At 70.9% G+C, this 15,411-nt stretch carries 16 protein-coding genes; 6 read left to right on the top strand and 10 right to left on the bottom strand.

What is annotated here, in order from left to right; translation table 11 throughout:
• The first annotated feature begins 3 nt into the window (after window positions 1-3).
• Entirely contained in the window at window positions 4-822 is an 819-nt protein-coding gene (locus AB0K67_RS20485; protein WP_364062149.1) for an NAD(P)H-binding protein, read from the top strand.
• On the opposite strand, the gene AB0K67_RS20480 is transcribed toward AB0K67_RS20485, so the two are convergent.
• The 4 genes from AB0K67_RS20480 to AB0K67_RS20465 form a co-directional block, all read right to left on the bottom strand.
• The gene (locus AB0K67_RS20480; RefSeq protein WP_364062146.1) at window positions 819-1,040 is read right to left on the bottom strand and encodes a hypothetical protein; all 222 of its coding nucleotides are present in this window, start codon (window positions 1,038-1,040) and stop codon (window positions 819-821) included. The genes AB0K67_RS20485 and AB0K67_RS20480 overlap by 4 nt on opposite strands.
• A 23-nt stretch (window positions 1,041-1,063) precedes the next feature.
• A complete protein-coding gene (locus AB0K67_RS20475) occupies window positions 1,064-1,819 on the bottom strand; it encodes a sulfite exporter TauE/SafE family protein (RefSeq protein WP_364062143.1) in 756 nt (251 codons plus the stop codon).
• A 64-nt stretch (window positions 1,820-1,883) separates the two neighbouring features.
• Complete coding sequence (locus AB0K67_RS20470) at window positions 1,884-2,807, bottom strand: SPFH domain-containing protein (protein WP_364062140.1); 924 nt, start codon at window positions 2,805-2,807, stop codon at window positions 1,884-1,886.
• An 85-nt stretch (window positions 2,808-2,892) separates the two neighbouring features.
• Window positions 2,893-3,681 (bottom strand): ABC transporter ATP-binding protein, encoded by a 789-nt coding sequence (locus tag AB0K67_RS20465; protein WP_364062137.1) that lies wholly within the window; start codon window positions 3,679-3,681, stop codon window positions 2,893-2,895.
• 68 nt (window positions 3,682-3,749) lie between these two features.
• On the opposite strand from AB0K67_RS20465, the gene AB0K67_RS20460 reads away from it, so the two are divergent.
• Complete coding sequence (locus tag AB0K67_RS20460) at window positions 3,750-4,466, top strand: hypothetical protein (protein WP_364062134.1); 717 nt, start codon at window positions 3,750-3,752, stop codon at window positions 4,464-4,466.
• 1 nt (window position 4,467) lies between these two features.
• On the opposite strand, the gene AB0K67_RS20455 is transcribed toward AB0K67_RS20460, so the two are convergent.
• The gene (locus AB0K67_RS20455) at window positions 4,468-5,088 is read right to left on the bottom strand and encodes a response regulator transcription factor (protein ID WP_364062131.1); all 621 of its coding nucleotides are present in this window, start codon (window positions 5,086-5,088) and stop codon (window positions 4,468-4,470) included.
• Window positions 5,085-6,203 (bottom strand): GAF domain-containing sensor histidine kinase, encoded by a 1,119-nt coding sequence (locus tag AB0K67_RS20450; protein WP_364062128.1) that lies wholly within the window; start codon window positions 6,201-6,203, stop codon window positions 5,085-5,087. The genes AB0K67_RS20455 and AB0K67_RS20450 overlap by 4 nt, the downstream gene beginning before the upstream one ends.
• Window positions 6,204-6,297: 94 nt before the next feature.
• Here AB0K67_RS20450 and AB0K67_RS20445 point away from each other — a divergent pair, with 94 nt between their 5' ends.
• From AB0K67_RS20445 to serB, 4 genes are all read left to right on the top strand, one after another.
• Window positions 6,298-6,954: an SDR family oxidoreductase gene (locus AB0K67_RS20445; protein WP_364062125.1), complete on the top strand. Its 657-nt coding sequence runs from the start codon at window positions 6,298-6,300 to the stop codon at window positions 6,952-6,954.
• Window positions 6,951-7,961 (top strand): S-adenosylmethionine:tRNA ribosyltransferase-isomerase, encoded by a 1,011-nt coding sequence (locus AB0K67_RS20440; RefSeq protein ID WP_364062122.1) that lies wholly within the window; start codon window positions 6,951-6,953, stop codon window positions 7,959-7,961. The genes AB0K67_RS20445 and AB0K67_RS20440 overlap by 4 nt, the downstream gene beginning before the upstream one ends.
• A 98-nt stretch (window positions 7,962-8,059) precedes the next feature.
• The gene (locus AB0K67_RS20435) at window positions 8,060-8,617 is read left to right on the top strand and encodes a hypothetical protein (protein WP_364062119.1); all 558 of its coding nucleotides are present in this window, start codon (window positions 8,060-8,062) and stop codon (window positions 8,615-8,617) included.
• A gap of 79 nt (window positions 8,618-8,696) precedes the next feature.
• Window positions 8,697-9,917 (top strand): phosphoserine phosphatase SerB, encoded by a 1,221-nt coding sequence (gene serB / locus AB0K67_RS20430; protein ID WP_364062116.1) that lies wholly within the window; start codon window positions 8,697-8,699, stop codon window positions 9,915-9,917.
• Window positions 9,918-9,921: 4 nt separating this feature from the next.
• On the opposite strand, the gene AB0K67_RS20425 is transcribed toward serB, so the two are convergent.
• The 4 genes from AB0K67_RS20425 to AB0K67_RS20410 all read right to left on the bottom strand — a co-directional run bounded on the left by AB0K67_RS20425 (window position 9,922) and on the right by AB0K67_RS20410 (window position 15,369).
• Window positions 9,922-10,389, bottom strand: coding sequence for a histidine phosphatase family protein (locus AB0K67_RS20425; RefSeq protein ID WP_364062113.1), 468 nt, complete (start codon window positions 10,387-10,389; stop codon window positions 9,922-9,924).
• 435 nt (window positions 10,390-10,824) lie between these two features.
• Window positions 10,825-13,128 (bottom strand): sodium-translocating pyrophosphatase, encoded by a 2,304-nt coding sequence (locus AB0K67_RS20420; RefSeq protein WP_364063239.1) that lies wholly within the window; start codon window positions 13,126-13,128, stop codon window positions 10,825-10,827.
• Window positions 13,129-14,570: 1,442 nt separating this feature from the next.
• Window positions 14,571-15,017 carry an ATP-binding protein gene (locus AB0K67_RS20415; RefSeq protein WP_364062110.1) on the bottom strand — a complete coding sequence of 149 codons (447 nt, stop codon included), beginning with the start codon at window positions 15,015-15,017 and terminating at the stop codon, window positions 14,571-14,573.
• Window position 15,018: 1 nt separating this feature from the next.
• Complete coding sequence (locus AB0K67_RS20410; protein WP_043629845.1) at window positions 15,019-15,369, bottom strand: STAS domain-containing protein; 351 nt, start codon at window positions 15,367-15,369, stop codon at window positions 15,019-15,021.
• Window positions 15,370-15,411 lie beyond the last annotated feature (42 nt).

Here is a 15,411-nt window from a genome sequence, read left to right as displayed (position 1 = left end):
AGCATGGGAAAGATCCTGGTGACCGGTGCGACCGGCAATGTGGGCAGACATGTGGTGTCCCGGCTCGCCAAAGCCGGTCTGGACGTACGGGCGTTCGCGAGGCGGCCGGAGAAGGTGCAGGCGGGCGTGGAGACCGTACAGGGTGACCTGACGGTCCCCGAGAGCCTGGAGCCCGCGCTGAAGGACGTGGAGAGCGTCTTCCTGCTCTGGCCGGAGTTCAACGTGGGCGACGCCGGCGAGGTGGTGGAGGCCATCGCCAGGCACGCGCGGCGGGTGGTCTACCTGTCGGCGCACGTGCCGGGCGGCGAGAACACCCACTACGCGGCGATCGAGCGGCTCATCCGGCGCACGCCGCTCAAGTGGACGTTCCTGCGGCCCGGCGGCTTCGCGGCCAACACGCTGGTGTGGGCGGAGCAGATCAGGCGCGGCGTCGTGCGCTGGCCGTTCGGGCAGGCGTCGCGGGCGCTCATCCACGAGCGGGACATCGCCTCGGTCGCGGTGCACGTGCTCACCTCCGCCGGGCACAGCGGCGCCGCGTACGCGCTGACGGGCCCCGCCGAGCTGACCCAGATCGAGCAGGTGCGCGTGATCGGCGAGGTCATCGGGCGCGAGGTGCGCTGGGAGGAGCAGCCGCCAGCGGAGGCCCGCGAGCAGCTCATGGAGGCGTGGGGCGACGCGGCGTTCGTGGAGCAGGCGCTGACCGCCTGGGGCTCCTTCGTGGACGCCCCCGAGCGGGCCACCGACACGGTGCAGCGGCTGCTCGGCCGCCCGGCCCTGACGTTCCGCCAGTGGGCCGAGGACCACGCGGCCGACTTCCGCTAGGACTCGTCGGCGGGATGCTCCACGAGGGCGAGAATGCGGCTGGACATGAACCGCGCGGTGCGCACCGGCGTGCCGCTCCTGGTGACCTCGCTCACCTCGACGAGCCCGCGCCGGGTGGCCACCTCGACCCGCCGTCCGGCGCGGGTGGCCGTGATCTCGTATGTGCGGGGTGACGAGCCACCCGCGTCGATGACGATCTCCACCCGGTCACCTTTCATGACAAAGTCATACCCAGGTGGAGTTATCCGTACACCAGTACGATTATCGCCACACTACCCACGCACACGATGATGCCGCGCAGGATCGGCGCCGGGATGCGGCGGCCCAGCCGCGCCCCCAGCCAGCCGCCGACGATCGCGCCCAACGCCACCCCGGCGGCGGCCTGCCAGTCCACGTCCGCCACGATCACGAACAGCAGCGCGGCCACCCCGTTGACGGTCAGCGCCAGCACGTTCTTGGCCGCGTTGATGCGCTGCAGGCCGTCGTCGAGGAAGATGCCGAGCAGCCCGATCAGCAGCACGCCCTGCGCCGCGCCGAAGTAGCCGCCGTAGACGCCCGCGCCCAGCACGCCCAGCCACAGCGCGGGACCGCCGTGCGGGTGCGGCATATCGCGGTGGGCGGCCATCCACGTGTTGAGCCTCGGCTGCACCATGACCAGCACGCAGGCGAGCGCGATCAGGGCCACGACCACGACCTCGAACACGCTCGGATCGAGGAACAGCAGCAGCACGCCGCCGATCAGCGCGCCGATCGTGGAGGCCGCGCCCAGGCGCAGCAGGCGGTCACGCTGCCCGCGCAGCTCGGCGCGGTAGCCGTACGCGGCCGAGAACGAGCCCGGGACCAGGCCGACGGTGTTGGAGACGTTCGCCACGACGGGATCGACGCCGAGCGCCACCAGCGTGGGGAACGTGATCAGCGAGCCCGACCCCACCACCGCGTTGATGGCGCCGGCGATCACACCGACGCCGACGACGACGGCCAGCTCCCACCCCGTCACACGACCCTCCCGATCGGACTGCCGTCACATCATCCCGGTCAGGACCGCGCAGCCCGCCGGACTCTCACTGGGTGTCCGAACCCTTGGGGGGTGTGAAGAGGCCGCCCAGGTTTTCCAGGACCTTTCCCATTTCGGATGGGACGATCCAGATTTTATTGGCGTCGCCTTTGGCGATCTCCGGCAGGGTCTGCAGGTAGTGGTAGGCGAGGAGCTGCTGGGTCGGGTTGCCCTCGTGAATGGCCTTGAACACCATGCCGATCGCGTCGGCCTGCCCCTTGGCCCGCATCGCCTGCGCCTCGGCCTCGGCCTGTGCGCGCAGCACGGCCGCCTCCGCCTCGCCGCGCGCCCGCAGCACCGCCGCCTGCTTCTCGCCCTCGGCGGCCAGGATCGCCGCCTGGCGCTGCCCCTCGGCGCTCAGCACCGCCGCCCGCTTGTCGCGGTCGGCGCGCATCTGCTTCTCCATCGAGTCCTGGATGGAGGCGGGCGGGTCGATGGCCTTCAGCTCGACCCGGTTGACCCTGATGCCCCACTTGCCGGTGGCCTCGTCGAGCACGCCGCGCAGCGCGGTGTTGATCTCCTCGCGCGAGGTCAGCGTGCGCTCCAGGTCCATGCCGCCGACGACGTTGCGCAGCGTGGTGATGGTGAGCTGCTCGACGCCGGTCAGGAAGTTGGCGATCTCGTACGTGGCCGCCTTGGGGTTGGTGACCTGAAAGTAGACGACGGTGTCGATGGACACCACGAGGTTGTCGGAGGTGATCACCGGCTGCGGCGGGAACGAGACCACCTGCTCGCGCAGGTCGATCACGTCCTTGATGCGGTCGATGAACGGCACCACGAGGTTGAGCCCGGGTGAGAGCGTGCGGTGGTAGCGGCCGAGCCGCTCGACGATGGCGGCCGTGGCCTGGGGGATGATGCGGATCGTACGGGCCACCCCGAAGCCCACCGCCGCGACCACGACGAGGGCGACGACGAGCTGCTCGACGGACATGGCGACGCTCCGAAGCCGAGGAAACCGACTCCGTAGATCCTAGGGGGTTTCCTCTTGGGGCGTTCTTTACCGTACGAAACGGCGATCAGTGGGCTCTGGCGTACCAGCGGCCCTGCGCGCTGCGCTCAAGCGACAGCGGCACCCCGAACGTCTGCGACAGGTTGTCGGCCGTCATCACGTGGTCGAGCGGCCCCTGCGCCACCACCGAGCCGTGCCGCAGCAGCAGCCCGTGGGTGAAGCCGGCCGGCACCTCCTCCACGTGGTGCGTCACCAGCACCAGCGTCGGCGAGCGGTAGTCGCCGGCCAGCAGCGACAGCCGGCGCACCAGATCCTCCCTGCCGCCCAGGTCGAGTCCCGCCGCCGGCTCGTCGAGCAGCAGCATCTCGGGGTCGGGCATGAGCGCGCGGGCGATCTGCACGCGCTTGCGCTCGCCCTCCGACAGCGTGCCGAACCTGCGCCTGATCAGGTGGGCGGCGCCCATCATGTCGATCAGCTCGACGGCTCTGGTGACGTCGTTGGAGTCGTACTCCTCGGTCCAGCGGCCCATGATGGCGTACGAGGCCGTCAGCACGAGGTCGATGACCTTCTCCTCCGGCGGGATGCGCTCGGCCAGCGCGGCGCTGGCCAGCCCGATGCGCGGCCGCAGGTCGAACACGTCGGCCTGCCCGAGCCGCTCGCCCAGCACCTCGACCACGCCCTCACTCGGATAGAGCAGCGTGGCCGCGACCTGCAGCAGCGTCGTCTTGCCCGCGCCGTTGGGCCCGATGACGACCCACCGCTCGTCGGCGTTGACCGTCCAGTCGATGCCGCGCAGCAGGGCCGCTCCGTCTCGCCTGACGGCGACGTCCTGGAGCCGCAGCACCTGACCACCCATCCCCGATACCTCCTTAGGAGTGACCCTGGGGACAAACCTATTGCAGGGCGACCGCTTATCGTGGACCGGTGCGCCCTGAATCGACTGTCAGCCCATCACTGGTCGCCTGGGGCAACGCGTGGCTGTCCGGTCACGTGGGCCTCGACGAGGCGGCCGACCAGGTGGAAGCCGCGGCCGGGCCCGCCGTCGTGGGCGAGCTGCGGCTGCGCGAACATCTCGCGAACCTGCGCGCCGACGGCCTGCGCGAGCTGCGGCTCGCCCTGCCGGTGCCCGGAGACCCGCTGGGGCTGTCGGGGCCGCCCGCGTTCAACTCCGCCGCGGTCGACGCCGGGCAGGCCGTCATCGCGGTGCTCGCTGACCGCAACCTCGGCCTGGTGCCCCATCCGGACCTGCGCGGCTCGTCGTACGCCGGCGTGCGCTTCGAGGTGCACGACGCCGGCCCCGTACGCCATGACCTGCCCTCGCTGGCCGAGGCCGAGCGTGAGCTGTCCGACACGATGCGCGCCGCCACCGAGGCCCTGACGTCCGTCGAGGGGCCCGCGGGCGACCGCCCCGGCCGCCTGGGCGGGGGCGGCGAGCTGGCCCCCGGCTATCCCGCACGCGCCCACCGGGTCTCCGCGCTCGCCACGCGACTGGCCGCCGTGCTGCGCCTGGCCGACTCGCGCGGGCTCACCTCCGGGCAGCTCGCCGTACGCGAGCGCGCGCTGCGCGAGCTGGACCGTGCCGTGCGCCGCGCGCTGATCGCCGCGCACCACGCCATCTTCGAGCCCGTCTCCTACCAGTGACTCAGCCGAGCCCGTGGCGTACGGCGTAGAGCGCCGCCTGAGTGCGGTCCTGCACGCCGAGCTTCATCAGCACGTTGGACACGTGCGTCTTGACGGTCTTCTCCGCCACCGCCAGGCTGCGCGCGATCTCCCTGTTGGAGCGGCCCGCCGCGATGAGCGCCAGCACCTCGCGTTCGCGCTCGGTCAGCGGCACGGGGCCCGGGGCGGGGCCGTTGCCCGGTGAGGCCAGCATCGCCTCGGCCGCCTCGGGGGCGAGCAGCACCTGGCCGCCGTGCACCGCGCGTACGGCCTGCACGAGCGCCTCGGGATCGACGTCCTTGTACAGGAAGCCGGCGGCGCCCGCCCGCATCGCGGGGCCGACGTCGGCCGGGTCGCTCACCGAGGTCAGCACGACCACCCTGGTCGGCGTGCCGGTGAGGCGTTCGAGCGCGCCCAGCCCGTCGAGCACCGGCATCTTCAGATCGAGCAGCAGCACGTCGGGCGAGAGCTCGGCGACCAGCTCGACGGCCTGCGCGCCATCGCCGGCCTCGCCGACGACCGCGATGTCGTCCTGAAGGTCGAGGAACGTGCGCAGCCCCTGCCGCACCACCGGATGGTCGTCGGCGATCAGGATCCGGATCACGCGCTCACCTCCATGCGTACGGTCGTCCCCTGGCCGGGGGCGGACTCGACCGTCAGCACGCCCCCGACGGACTCGGCCCTGTCGCACATCGACGCCAGCCCGAGCCCGCGCTGCGGCTGCGACGGGTCGAAGCCACTGCCGTCGTCGCGCACGGTCAGCACCAGCGTGCCGTCCTCGCAGGCCAGCCGCACGCGTACGGTCTCGGCGCCGGAGTGGCGCAGCGCGTTGTGCAGCGCTTCCTGGGCCACCCGCAGCACCGCCACCTCGACCTCGGCGGCCAGCGGCGGCAGCTCGCCGCACTCGAAGACCACCAGGGGCGGGTGCAACCGGTCGAGCAAGCGTACCTGCTTGCGCAGCGTCTCGCTCAGCCCGTGCCGGTCGAGCTCGGCCGGCCGCAGCTCCACGATGACGGCCCGCAGCTCCGAGATCGCCTCGCCGGCCAGCCGCTGGACCCGGTCGAGCTCGGCGGCGGCCTTGCCCGGGTCCTTGTCCAGCAGCGCGCCCGCCGCCTGCGCCGACAGCCGCAGCGAGAACAAGTTCTGGCTGACCGCGTCGTGCAGCTCCCTGGCCACGCGGTTGCGCTCCTCCAGCATCGCCAGCTCGCGGCTGTGCTCGTACAGGCGGGCGTTGGTGAGCGCGATCGCGGCGTGCGCGGCGAACAGCGTGAGCAGCTCCTGGTCGGCCTCCGTGAACCCGCCGCCGCCCCGCTTGTTGGCGAGGAAGATGATGCCGAGCACCTCGTCGCCGTCGCGGATCGGCACGCCGAGGAAGTCCTTGATCACCGGGTGGGCCTTCGGCCACCACTCGAACCGCTCGTCCTTGCGCAGGTCGGGGAGCCTGACCGGGCTGCCGTCGCGGAGCATCGCGCCGAGCATGCCGTGCTGGCGGGGCAGCGGCCCGATCGCCTCCCACTGCTTGTCGGTCAGCCCCTCGGCGACGAACTCGGCGAACGAGCCGTCGTCGTCGGGCACGCCGAGCGCGGCGTAGCGGGCGTCGAGCAGGCGCTGCGCCGAGCGTACGATCACCTGCAGCACCTCGCGCACCGACAGGTGGCGGGTGACCGCGAGCACGGCCGAGCTCACCGCCTGAAGGATCGCGTCTCTGTCGGATGGCACGTGCCTCACTCTATGGTCCTAGGACGAAGTGCCCAGGCGGGGGCGGGCCCGCGGCCCGATGTCCGCAGCGCCGCCCGTTCCTAGCGTCGGTCACATGACGAACACCGCACTCATCACCGGAGCTTCACGCGGACTCGGCCTGGCCCTGGCCAGGGCGCTGGGCGCGGCGGGCTGGAAACTCGTCCTGACCGCCCGCGGGGCCGCCGACCTCGACCGCGCCGCCGCCGAGCTGGGCGCGGCCGCGATCCCCGGCGACGTGACCGACCCCGAGCACGTGGCGCGCCTCGCCGCCGCCGCGCCCGAGCTGGACCTGCTGGTCAACAACGCCAGCGACCTCGGCGCGACGCCACTGCCGCATCTCGCGGACTATCCGCTGGACGCCTTCAGACGAGCGCTGGAGACGAACGTGACCGCGCCGCTCGCGCTCATCCAGGCCACGCTGCCGGCGCTGCGGGCCGCGGGCGGCTCGATCGTGAACGTCACCTCCGACGCCGCGACCGGCGCGTACGAGGGCTGGGGCGGCTACGGCGCCGGCAAGGCCGCGCTGGAGCAGCTCTCCAACGTGCTGGCCGCCGAGGAGCCCGGCGTACGCGTGTGGTGGGTTGATCCCGGCGAGATGAACACCCGCATGCTGGCCGACGCCGTCGGCGCCGGCGAGGCGGCGAACGCCACCGACCCCGCCAAGGTCGCCGCGGCCCTGTACGACCTGATCAGCTCGCGCCCGGCGAGCGGCAAGGTGAGCCTGCAATGACCGCGGCGCTCGACTTCTCGCTGCCGCCCGAGTTGTCGGCCCACGAACCGCCCGAGGCGCGCGGCACGCCCAGGGACGCCGTACGCCTGCTGCTGACGCGCGGCGACCTCGCCCCGAGCCACCACCGCTTCCACGACCTGCCCGACCTGCTCGACCCCGGCGATCTCATCGTGGTCAACAACTCCGCGACGCTGCCCGCCGCCGTCCGGCTCGACCGGCTCGCCGTGCACTTCTCCACCGCCGAGCAGGACGGCACCTGGCTGGTGGAGCTGCGCCGCCGCGCCGGCATCGCCACCGAGCCGTACGCGGGCGGCGAGCCCGGCGAGTGGCTGCCGCTGCCGGGACGCGCCACGCTGCGGCTCATCGAGCGGGCCACGCCCCGGCTGTGGCGGGCCGCGCTCGACCGGGACGTGGAGGCGTACCTGCGGATGCACGGGGTGCCGATCCGGTACGCGTACGTGGAGCGCGACTGGCCGATCGAGGCGTACCAGACGGTCTTCGCGACCGTGCCGGGCAGCGCGGAGATGCCCAGCGCGGCGCGGCCGTTCAGCGACGCGCTGGTGACCGCGCTGGTCTCGCGCGGGATCGGGATCGCGCCGATCACCCTGCACACGGGGGTGGCCTCGCCGGAGAAGGACGAGCCGCCCTACGCCGAGCGGTACGAGGTGCCCGCCGCCACGGCCCGGCTGGTCAACGTCACCAGGCGCGGCGGGGGCCGCGTGGTGGCGGCGGGCACGACCGTCGTACGGGCTCTTGAGACGGCCGCGGACGCCTCGGGGAAGGTCACCGCCGCCAGGGGGTGGACCAGGCACGTGGTGACGCCTCAGGGCGGCGTACGGGCGGTCACCGGCCTGATCACGGGGCTGCACGAGCCGCGGTCGAGCCACCTGATGATGCTGGCCGCGATCGCGGGCGAGCGGGCGCTGGCGCGGGCGTACGACGAGGCGCTGCGCGCGGGCTACCTGTGGCACGAGTTCGGCGACACGCATCTGATCCTGCAGGAATAGGCTTTACATGTTTTTTGCCTGCGTGATAGGAAAAGCCAACATTTACGGGGGCCTTAGGTGACACGTCCCCGTTTCCCGTCCGCAACGGAGACGTTTGCATGCGAAACACACTGCCGAAGGTCGCCACCGTCGCGTTAACGGCCGGCGCCCTGCTGCTCACCGCCGTCCCCGCGTCGGCCACCACGTCAGCCACCGCGTCGGCCGCCGCCGCGCAGGCCGAGCCCTTCTCCGTCTTCGACGTGTCGGTCAAGGCGCCGAAGAAGGTCAAGGCCGGCGGAAAGATCTCCTACACCGTCATCGCCCAGAACAAGGGCCCCCACTACGCCGACTTTTACTTCCTCGGCGGCCAGTTCCCCAAGGGCATCGACCTGAAGAAGGTCTACTACCGCTCCAGCGTCAAGGGAACCGAGTGCGAGCTCGACGGCCGGGCGCTCTACTGCTTCATCCCCAAGGTCGTGGAGAAGGGCGAGGCCATCGCCATGATCTTCGACGTGCGGCTCACCAAGAAGGCCAGGGGCACCCAGACCGCCAGGCTCGGCATCGTCTCCTACGACGTCCAGACGGGCATGGAGGACATGAGCAAGGAGGAGCTGGACCGGCTCGGCATCCCCGTCCACGGCTACGCCAAGACGGTCAAGACCAAGGTCGTCCGCTAGCTCCGGCCGCACTGCGCCCGACCCCGAATCCGCGCCCTGCTGCGCGAGCATCGGATCGGGCGCAGTACCGTGACTGGATGTGGACCAGCGCACCCTCCTGATCACGCTCACCGGCCCCGACCGCCCCGGGGTCACCTCCCGGCTCTTCTCCGTGCTGTCGCAGTTCCCCGTGACGGTGGCCGACATCGAGCAGGTCGTCATCAGAGGCCGGCTGACGCTCGGCGTGCTCGTCGCGTACGCGGGCGGGCCCTCCACCGGCACCGGCACCACGCTCGGAGCCATGTGGACCGCCGTCGAGCGCGTCGCAGAAGACCTCGGCATGGAGGTGGAGCTGTCCACCGGCTCCCAGGCCAAGGAGCAGCGCCGCCGCGGCCGGCTGTCGGTCAGCGTGCTCGGCACCACGCTCTCCCCCGCCGCCATCGCGGGCATCGCGGGCCGCATCGCCGCCGCCGGCGCCAACATCGACCGCATCGAGCGCCTCGCCCAGTGGCCCGTCACCTGCATCGAGCTGTCGGTCTCCGGCGCCGACCCGGCCGCGCTGCGCGTCGAGCTGGCCGCCGAGGCCGCCCAGCAGGAGGTCGACGTCGCCGTCCAGCGCACCGGCCTGTCCCGCAGGGCCAAGCGGCTCATCGTCATGGACGTCGACTCCACCCTCATCCAGGGCGAGGTCATCGAGCTGCTGGCCGCCCACGCCGGCTGCCAGGAAGAGGTCGCCCGCGTCACCGAAGAGGCCATGCGCGGCGAGCTCGACTTCGCCGAGTCGCTCAAGCGGCGCGTCGCCCTGCTCGAAGGGCTGCCCGAGTCCGTGTTCGAGCAGGTGCGCAAGCAGGTCGTGCTCACGCCCGGCGCCCGCACGCTCGTCCGCACGCTCAAGCGGCTCGACTACCGCTTCGCCATCGTCAGCGGCGGCTTCACCCAGATCACCGACGCCCTCGTCGAAGAGCTCGGCATCGACTACTCCGCAGCGAACGTCCTCGAAGTCGTCGACGGCAAGCTCACCGGGCGCGTCGTCGGCGAGATCGTCGACCGGCCCGGCAAGGCGCGGGCGCTGGAGCGGTTCGCCCGCGAGGCCGGGCTGCCCATCTCCCAGACCGTGGCCATCGGCGACGGCGCCAACGACCTCGACATGATCGCCGCGGCCGGGCTCGGCATCGCGTTCAACGCCAAACCCGTCGTCCGGCAGGCCGCCGACACCGCGGTCAACACGCCGTACCTCGACTCGATCCTCTACCTGCTCGGGATCTCGCGTGACGAGGTGGAGGCGGCCGACGCCGAGGACGGCGTGCTGACCGCCTCCTGACGGCTCAGTCCTTCTCCGGCGCCCACCGGGAGATCAGGCGGCCTTCGCCCGGGGACAGCTCCTCCCATGGCGACTCCACCGCGATCGCCGCGAACGACCCCGGCCGGAAGCCGTAGTCGCCGCCCGCCAGCCCCAGCGCCAGCTCGTGCACCCCGGGGTTGTGGCCGCACAGCACCACCGTGGCCGCCTCGGGGTCGCAGCGGCGTACGAGCTCGAGCAGCTCGTCCGGGTACGCCTGGTAGATGTCCCGCTCGTAGCTGACCTCGACGCCGGGGAAGGCCAGCTCGGCGGTGCGCCGCGTCCTGACCGCCGGCGAACAGAGCACCACATCGGGGACGAACCCGGCCGCCCTGATCTCCTCGCCCGCGCGCTTGGCGTCCCGCTCGCCCCGGTCCGTCAGCGGGCGCTCGCGATCGGCCAGGCCCGGCACGTGGGCGGCCTTGGCGTGCCGCAGCACGATCAACGTACGCACGAACTCATCCCCTCGACGCCCAGACCGCCAGGCCCACGATCACGGCCAGGATGGCGACCATGGCCAGCAGGATCAAGCCCAGGGCCCTGCCGCCGTTGGGCTGCTGCTTGTCATCCTTCACGCGCCCAGTTTCCCACCGCCGCCCTTGGGTCCCTTCCCCGCCTGTCCGGCGTACGGACCCGCAAAAGGACACCCGCCCGCCGCTCCCGGAACCGTCCGCCCCTCACCCCACAAAAGGACACCCGCCCGCCACTCCCGGAACCGTCCGCCCCTCACCCCGCAAAGGGACACCCGCCCGCCGCTCCCGGAACCGTCCGCCCCTCACCCCACACCTACGCGTCACCACACCCACCGGCGAGTCCGTGCTCCACCCCCACCCCCACAAAAGGACGCCCGCCCCCGAGCCACGGGGACGGGCGTCTGCCACCGGATGCGTCACGAGGCGACCGGCTCGTGCTCCCGGTTGTTGTCGTTCGCCGGCGCGACGGCCGCCGACCGGCGCTTGGACACGATGATCGCGCCCACCACGACCGCCACCGCGATCACGGTGATGCCGATGCGGAGGGCCGGGTTGCCCGCGTACAGCACCACGGCCGGCGCCACCAGCAGCGCCACCAGGTTCATCACCTTGATCAGCGGGTTGATGGCAGGGCCGGCGGTGTCCTTGAACGGGTCGCCGACCGTGTCGCCGATGACGGTGGCGGCGTGCGCCTCGGAGCCCTTGCCGCCGTGGTGGCCGTCCTCGACGAGCTTCTTGGCGTTGTCCCAGGCGCCACCGGAGTTGGCGAGGAAGACCGCCATCAGCGTGCCGGCCGCGATCGCACCGGCCAGGAAGGCGCCGAGCGGCGCGTACCCCAGCGCGAACCCGACCGCGATCGGCGTCATGACCGCCAGCAGACCCGGGGTGGCCAGCTCGCGCAGCGAGTCGCGGGTGCAGATGTCCACGACGCGGCCGTACTCGGGCTTCTCGGTGCCGTCCATGATGCCGGGCTTGTTACGGAACTGGTCGCGCACCTCGAAGACCACCCGCATCGCGGCCCGGCCGACCGCCATGATGGCGAGGCCCGAGAACAGGAACACCACCGCGGCGCCGATGACCAGGCCGACGAGCACGTTCGGCTGGTCGATGCTGAGGCTGAAGGTCGAGAACGTGCCCAGCGCGTTCTTGACCGCCGCCGTGGCCGCGGTCAGCTCGGTCTCCACCGCCGTACGGAACGCGCCGAACAGCGCGGTCGCCGCCAGCACCGCCGTGGCGATGGCGATGCCCTTGGTGATCGCCTTCGTGGTGTTGCCGACCGCGTCGAGGCTGGTCAGCACCCGCGCGCCCTCGCCCTCGACGTCGCCGGACATCTCCGCGATGCCCTGCGCGTTGTCGGAGACCGGGCCGAAGGTGTCCATCGAGACGATGACGCCGACCGTGGTCAGCAGGCCGGTGCCCGCGAGGGCCACCGCGAACAGCGCGATCGTCACGTTCCCGAAGCCGAGCAGGAACGCGCCGTAGACGGCGCCGCCGATGATCAGCGCGGAGTACACCGCCGACTCCAGGCCGACGCTGATGCCCGCCAGGATGACGGTGGCGGGGCCGGTGACCGAGCTCTCGCCGATCTCCTTGACCGGGCGCCGGTTGGTCTCGGTGAAGTAGCCGGTGAGCAGCTGGATCGCGCTGGCCAGCACCAGGCCGATCAGCACCGCGCCGATCGCGATGAGCCGCGGGTCGGCGTCGGACTGCACGGCGGAGCCGCTCAGGCCGGAGAAGCTGCTCGGCAGGTACCAGAACGCCGCAGCCGTCACGAGCACCGCCGAGATGCCGGCGGAGATGAAGAAGCTGCGGTTGATCGCCGCCATGCCGTTGCGGTCGCGGTCGCGCAGGCCGGTGACGAAGATGCCGATGATCGCCGTGATCACACCGATCATCGGGACGATGAGGGGGAAGACCAGACCCTCCTCGCCGAACGCCACCCGGCCCAGGATCAGGCTCGCGACCAGCATGACCGCGTACGACTCGAACAGGTCGGCCGCCATGCCGGCGCAGTCGCCGACGTTGTCGCCCACGTTGTCGGCGATCGTCGCGGCGTTGCGCGGGTCGTCTTCAGGGATGCCCTGCTCGACCTTGCCGACCAGGTCGGCGCCGACGTCTGCGGCCTTGGTGAAGATGCCGCCGCCGACTCGCATGAACATCGCCAGCAGCGCCGCGCCGAAGCCGAAGCCCTCCAGCACGCCGGGCGCGTCGCCCTGGTAGATGAACACCACGACCGCCGCGCCCAGCAGGCCGAGACCCACGGTGAACATGCCGGCCACGCCGCCGGTGCGGAAGGCGATGCGCATGGCCCGCTTCTCGCCCGCCTCCTTGGCGGCTGCGGCGACGCGTACGTTTCCGCGTACCGCCAGCCACATGCCCATGAACCCGGTCAGCGCGGAGAAGACCGCCCCGACCACGAAGAAGATGGAGCGGCCGATGCGTACGTCCATCTCTCCCGGTAGCAGGAGAAGCAGGAAGGGGATCACGATGACGAAGATCGCCAACGTGCGGAACTGACGGGCGAGGTAGGCCGCGGCGCCCTCCTGGACGGCGCGGGCGATGTTCTGCATTCGTTCGGTGCCCTGGCCGCTGGACAGCACTTCGCGCACCAGGCCACCGGCGACGGCTAGCGCGATGAGTGCGACCGCGGCGACCACGATCACGATGGTGAGATTGTTTCCGCTCAGAACCAGATTGGACGCTGGCTCCAGTGCCAGCATGTGCCTGCTCATCGTTCTCCTCGGCAAGACCGGTCGTCCTGCCCGGGCGGTGCTGCAGTTTTCCTCGGCGGGTGTTCGCGGCACCGTCCGGGTTGTGGGTGCCGCTTCCGGTTGAATCCGCGTTCCGCCGGATCACCTTGGCCGGTGCCGGGAGTCTACGCAGGCAGTCGGCGGATATGAAGGCTCTGAGGCTCGCTAATTGTGCGAGTGTCTGGTAATCCCCTGACAGTGCCCGGGTTTGGGATCTGACAGGATAAATTTCCAAGGTTTTACGGTCACTGCAAGCCATGATTTCGGGCGGCCCGGAACCCCGTATTTTTCGGCCTTCCCGAGCTTCGCGCGCCCCGCTCCGGGGCCTGTCGGCGACCGCGTTGCGGCCGCCTCCGCCCGTCCCTGCGGCGTCCCGGTACGCGCCCTGGCCCTTCCCGCTCGCCGTCCGCGCCCCGCCCCCGCCGCGCGGTGGCCCGCTCCCGGCCACCGCCCAAAAGCCCGCGCAGCCCCTCACTCGTGACTACGCACGACGGCACCCACCCGTTCGACCGTCAATCGGGACGATGGGCGTCACGGCGCCACCACGTACGAACGAACCGGGCCACCGCCCGAGCCGCCCTCCGTGCCAGGCCCCCTCCGACGCTCGCGCTCACGCGATTATCCGGCCCCACTCACGCTCACACCACGCCCCAGCCACTCACGCTCACGCCACGGTCAGGCCCGCTCCCTCTCTCACGCCATGACCAGGCGCTCCTTCTCTCACGCCATCGCCACGCCCGCGCTCATGCGCCGGTCGCCGGTCCCAAGCCCGCACCCACGCACCCACTGGTCATCCCGGCCGCCGCATCACGATCAGCCCTCAGCCTCGACCAACCCCGAACGCGGACGTACCGCAACCGTCCACCACAGCAGCCCCTGGTAAGCCGCCGCCTCCATCACAGACGCTCACCCACACGCAACCTCCGAACCGCCCTACCGCAGGTCCCCGCCACGGACAGCCACCAGCGGCCGCCACGAGAAACCTCGCGAGCTTCGCCAGGAGAAATCAAGAGCCCAACTACAACCGGAAAGCCCCTAGAGAGCCCGAGAATGCCCTACCAGAGGCCCCCAAAGCGCCCTCAGAGGAGCCGAACGCCCGCTCCTGACCGAACCAACCAACCCCCTATGCCCCGCAGCCCTCAGAGGCCGCGCAGGGAACCGAACCTCAGACGCCGCAACGCAGAACCACGCCCTCAGCCGCCCAAAGCAGAACGTGCACTCAGACGCTGAGCACGAAGACGCAGAACCGCGCTCTCAGACACTTAGCACCAACACGCAGAACCGGGCACTCAGACCCTGAGCATCGGGACGCAGAACCGGGCACTCAGACCCTGAGCACCGACACGAACCCGAACCTCAAGGCGAACGAGGCGAACTGCACCCTAGGGCGAACTGCGTGACCTGAACCTGGGTCAGAAGGCGGCGGTGCCGGTGCCGGTTCCGGTGTTGACGGCGGCCGGCCAGCTCATCCGGATGTTCGTCCCCTTTGGGGTGGGATAGACCTCGACATCATCGGCCAACCCTTCGATGACCGCGATACCGAAGTTCGACATGAACGAGTCGGAGAGCATGCCCAGATCGAGCGGTTGTTCCTGCTTGATCTCCTCGCTGGGGGCCGAATCACTGACCGTGACTTCGAAACGCCCTGAATCGTCACGTAGCTCGATGCGGATGGGCTCGCCCGGACAGTGCGCTCGATGCGCCTCGACTGCCCGGGAGCACGCCTCACCCACGGCGAGCCGGACTTCGTCCAGCATCGACTCGTCCACACCGGTGCGGCGGGCGATCGCCGTCGCGACCAGCCGTGCGGTGCGCACGTGTGCGGGGAGAGCGCTGAACGTGAGCTCGACGGTAGCCATGCTACTTGTCTTTGCCGTGAGCTTCCTTGGCCTCGTCGACCGAAGCGTAGATCCCGAAGACCTTGGTCAGACCGGTGATCCGGAAGATCTTGAGGATGCGCTCCTGCGTGCAGACCAGCTCGAGCGAGCCGTCATGCGCGCGAACCCGCTTGAGCCCCCCGACCAGGACACCGAGGCCCGTGGAGTCGAGGAAGTCGACCTTCTCCATGTTGACAAGAAGGTGGAAGTTGCCCTTGTTGACCAGATCGATGAGGAGCTCACGCAATCTCGGCGCCGTGTAGACATCGATCTCACCCTCGACCTCGACGATGGTGAGTCGGTCCTCGGTGCGGTGATCCAACTTCAGATCCACAGATCCTCCAGCGCCTCGCCTGCGAAAGTACTCTTGCCGGCC

The organism is Nonomuraea sp. NPDC052634 (assembly GCF_040678535.1).
GTDB classification, from domain to species: Bacteria; Actinomycetota; Actinomycetes; order Streptosporangiales; family Streptosporangiaceae; genus Nonomuraea; species Nonomuraea fastidiosa.
This window is presented reverse-complemented; position numbering and strand designations above follow the sequence as displayed.

Coding starts and splice junctions, on each gene's coding strand:
- AB0K67_RS20485 (WP_364062149.1), top strand. CDS start 4: ATGGGAAAGATCCTGGTGACCGGTGCGACCGGCAATGTGGGCAGACAT.
- AB0K67_RS20415 (WP_364062110.1), bottom strand. CDS start 15,017: ATGGCTACCGTCGAGCTCACGTTCAGCGCTCTCCCCGCACACGTGCGC.
- AB0K67_RS20465 (WP_364062137.1), bottom strand. CDS start 3,681: ATGGGTGGTCAGGTGCTGCGGCTCCAGGACGTCGCCGTCAGGCGAGAC.
- AB0K67_RS20435 (WP_364062119.1), top strand. CDS start 8,060: ATGCGAAACACACTGCCGAAGGTCGCCACCGTCGCGTTAACGGCCGGC.
- AB0K67_RS20480 (WP_364062146.1), bottom strand. CDS start 1,040: ATGAAAGGTGACCGGGTGGAGATCGTCATCGACGCGGGTGGCTCGTCA.
- AB0K67_RS20420 (WP_364063239.1), bottom strand. CDS start 13,128: ATGCTGGCACTGGAGCCAGCGTCCAATCTGGTTCTGAGCGGAAACAAT.
- AB0K67_RS20470 (WP_364062140.1), bottom strand. CDS start 2,807: ATGTCCGTCGAGCAGCTCGTCGTCGCCCTCGTCGTGGTCGCGGCGGTG.
- AB0K67_RS20445 (WP_364062125.1), top strand. CDS start 6,298: ATGACGAACACCGCACTCATCACCGGAGCTTCACGCGGACTCGGCCTG.
- AB0K67_RS20440 (WP_364062122.1), top strand. CDS start 6,951: ATGACCGCGGCGCTCGACTTCTCGCTGCCGCCCGAGTTGTCGGCCCAC.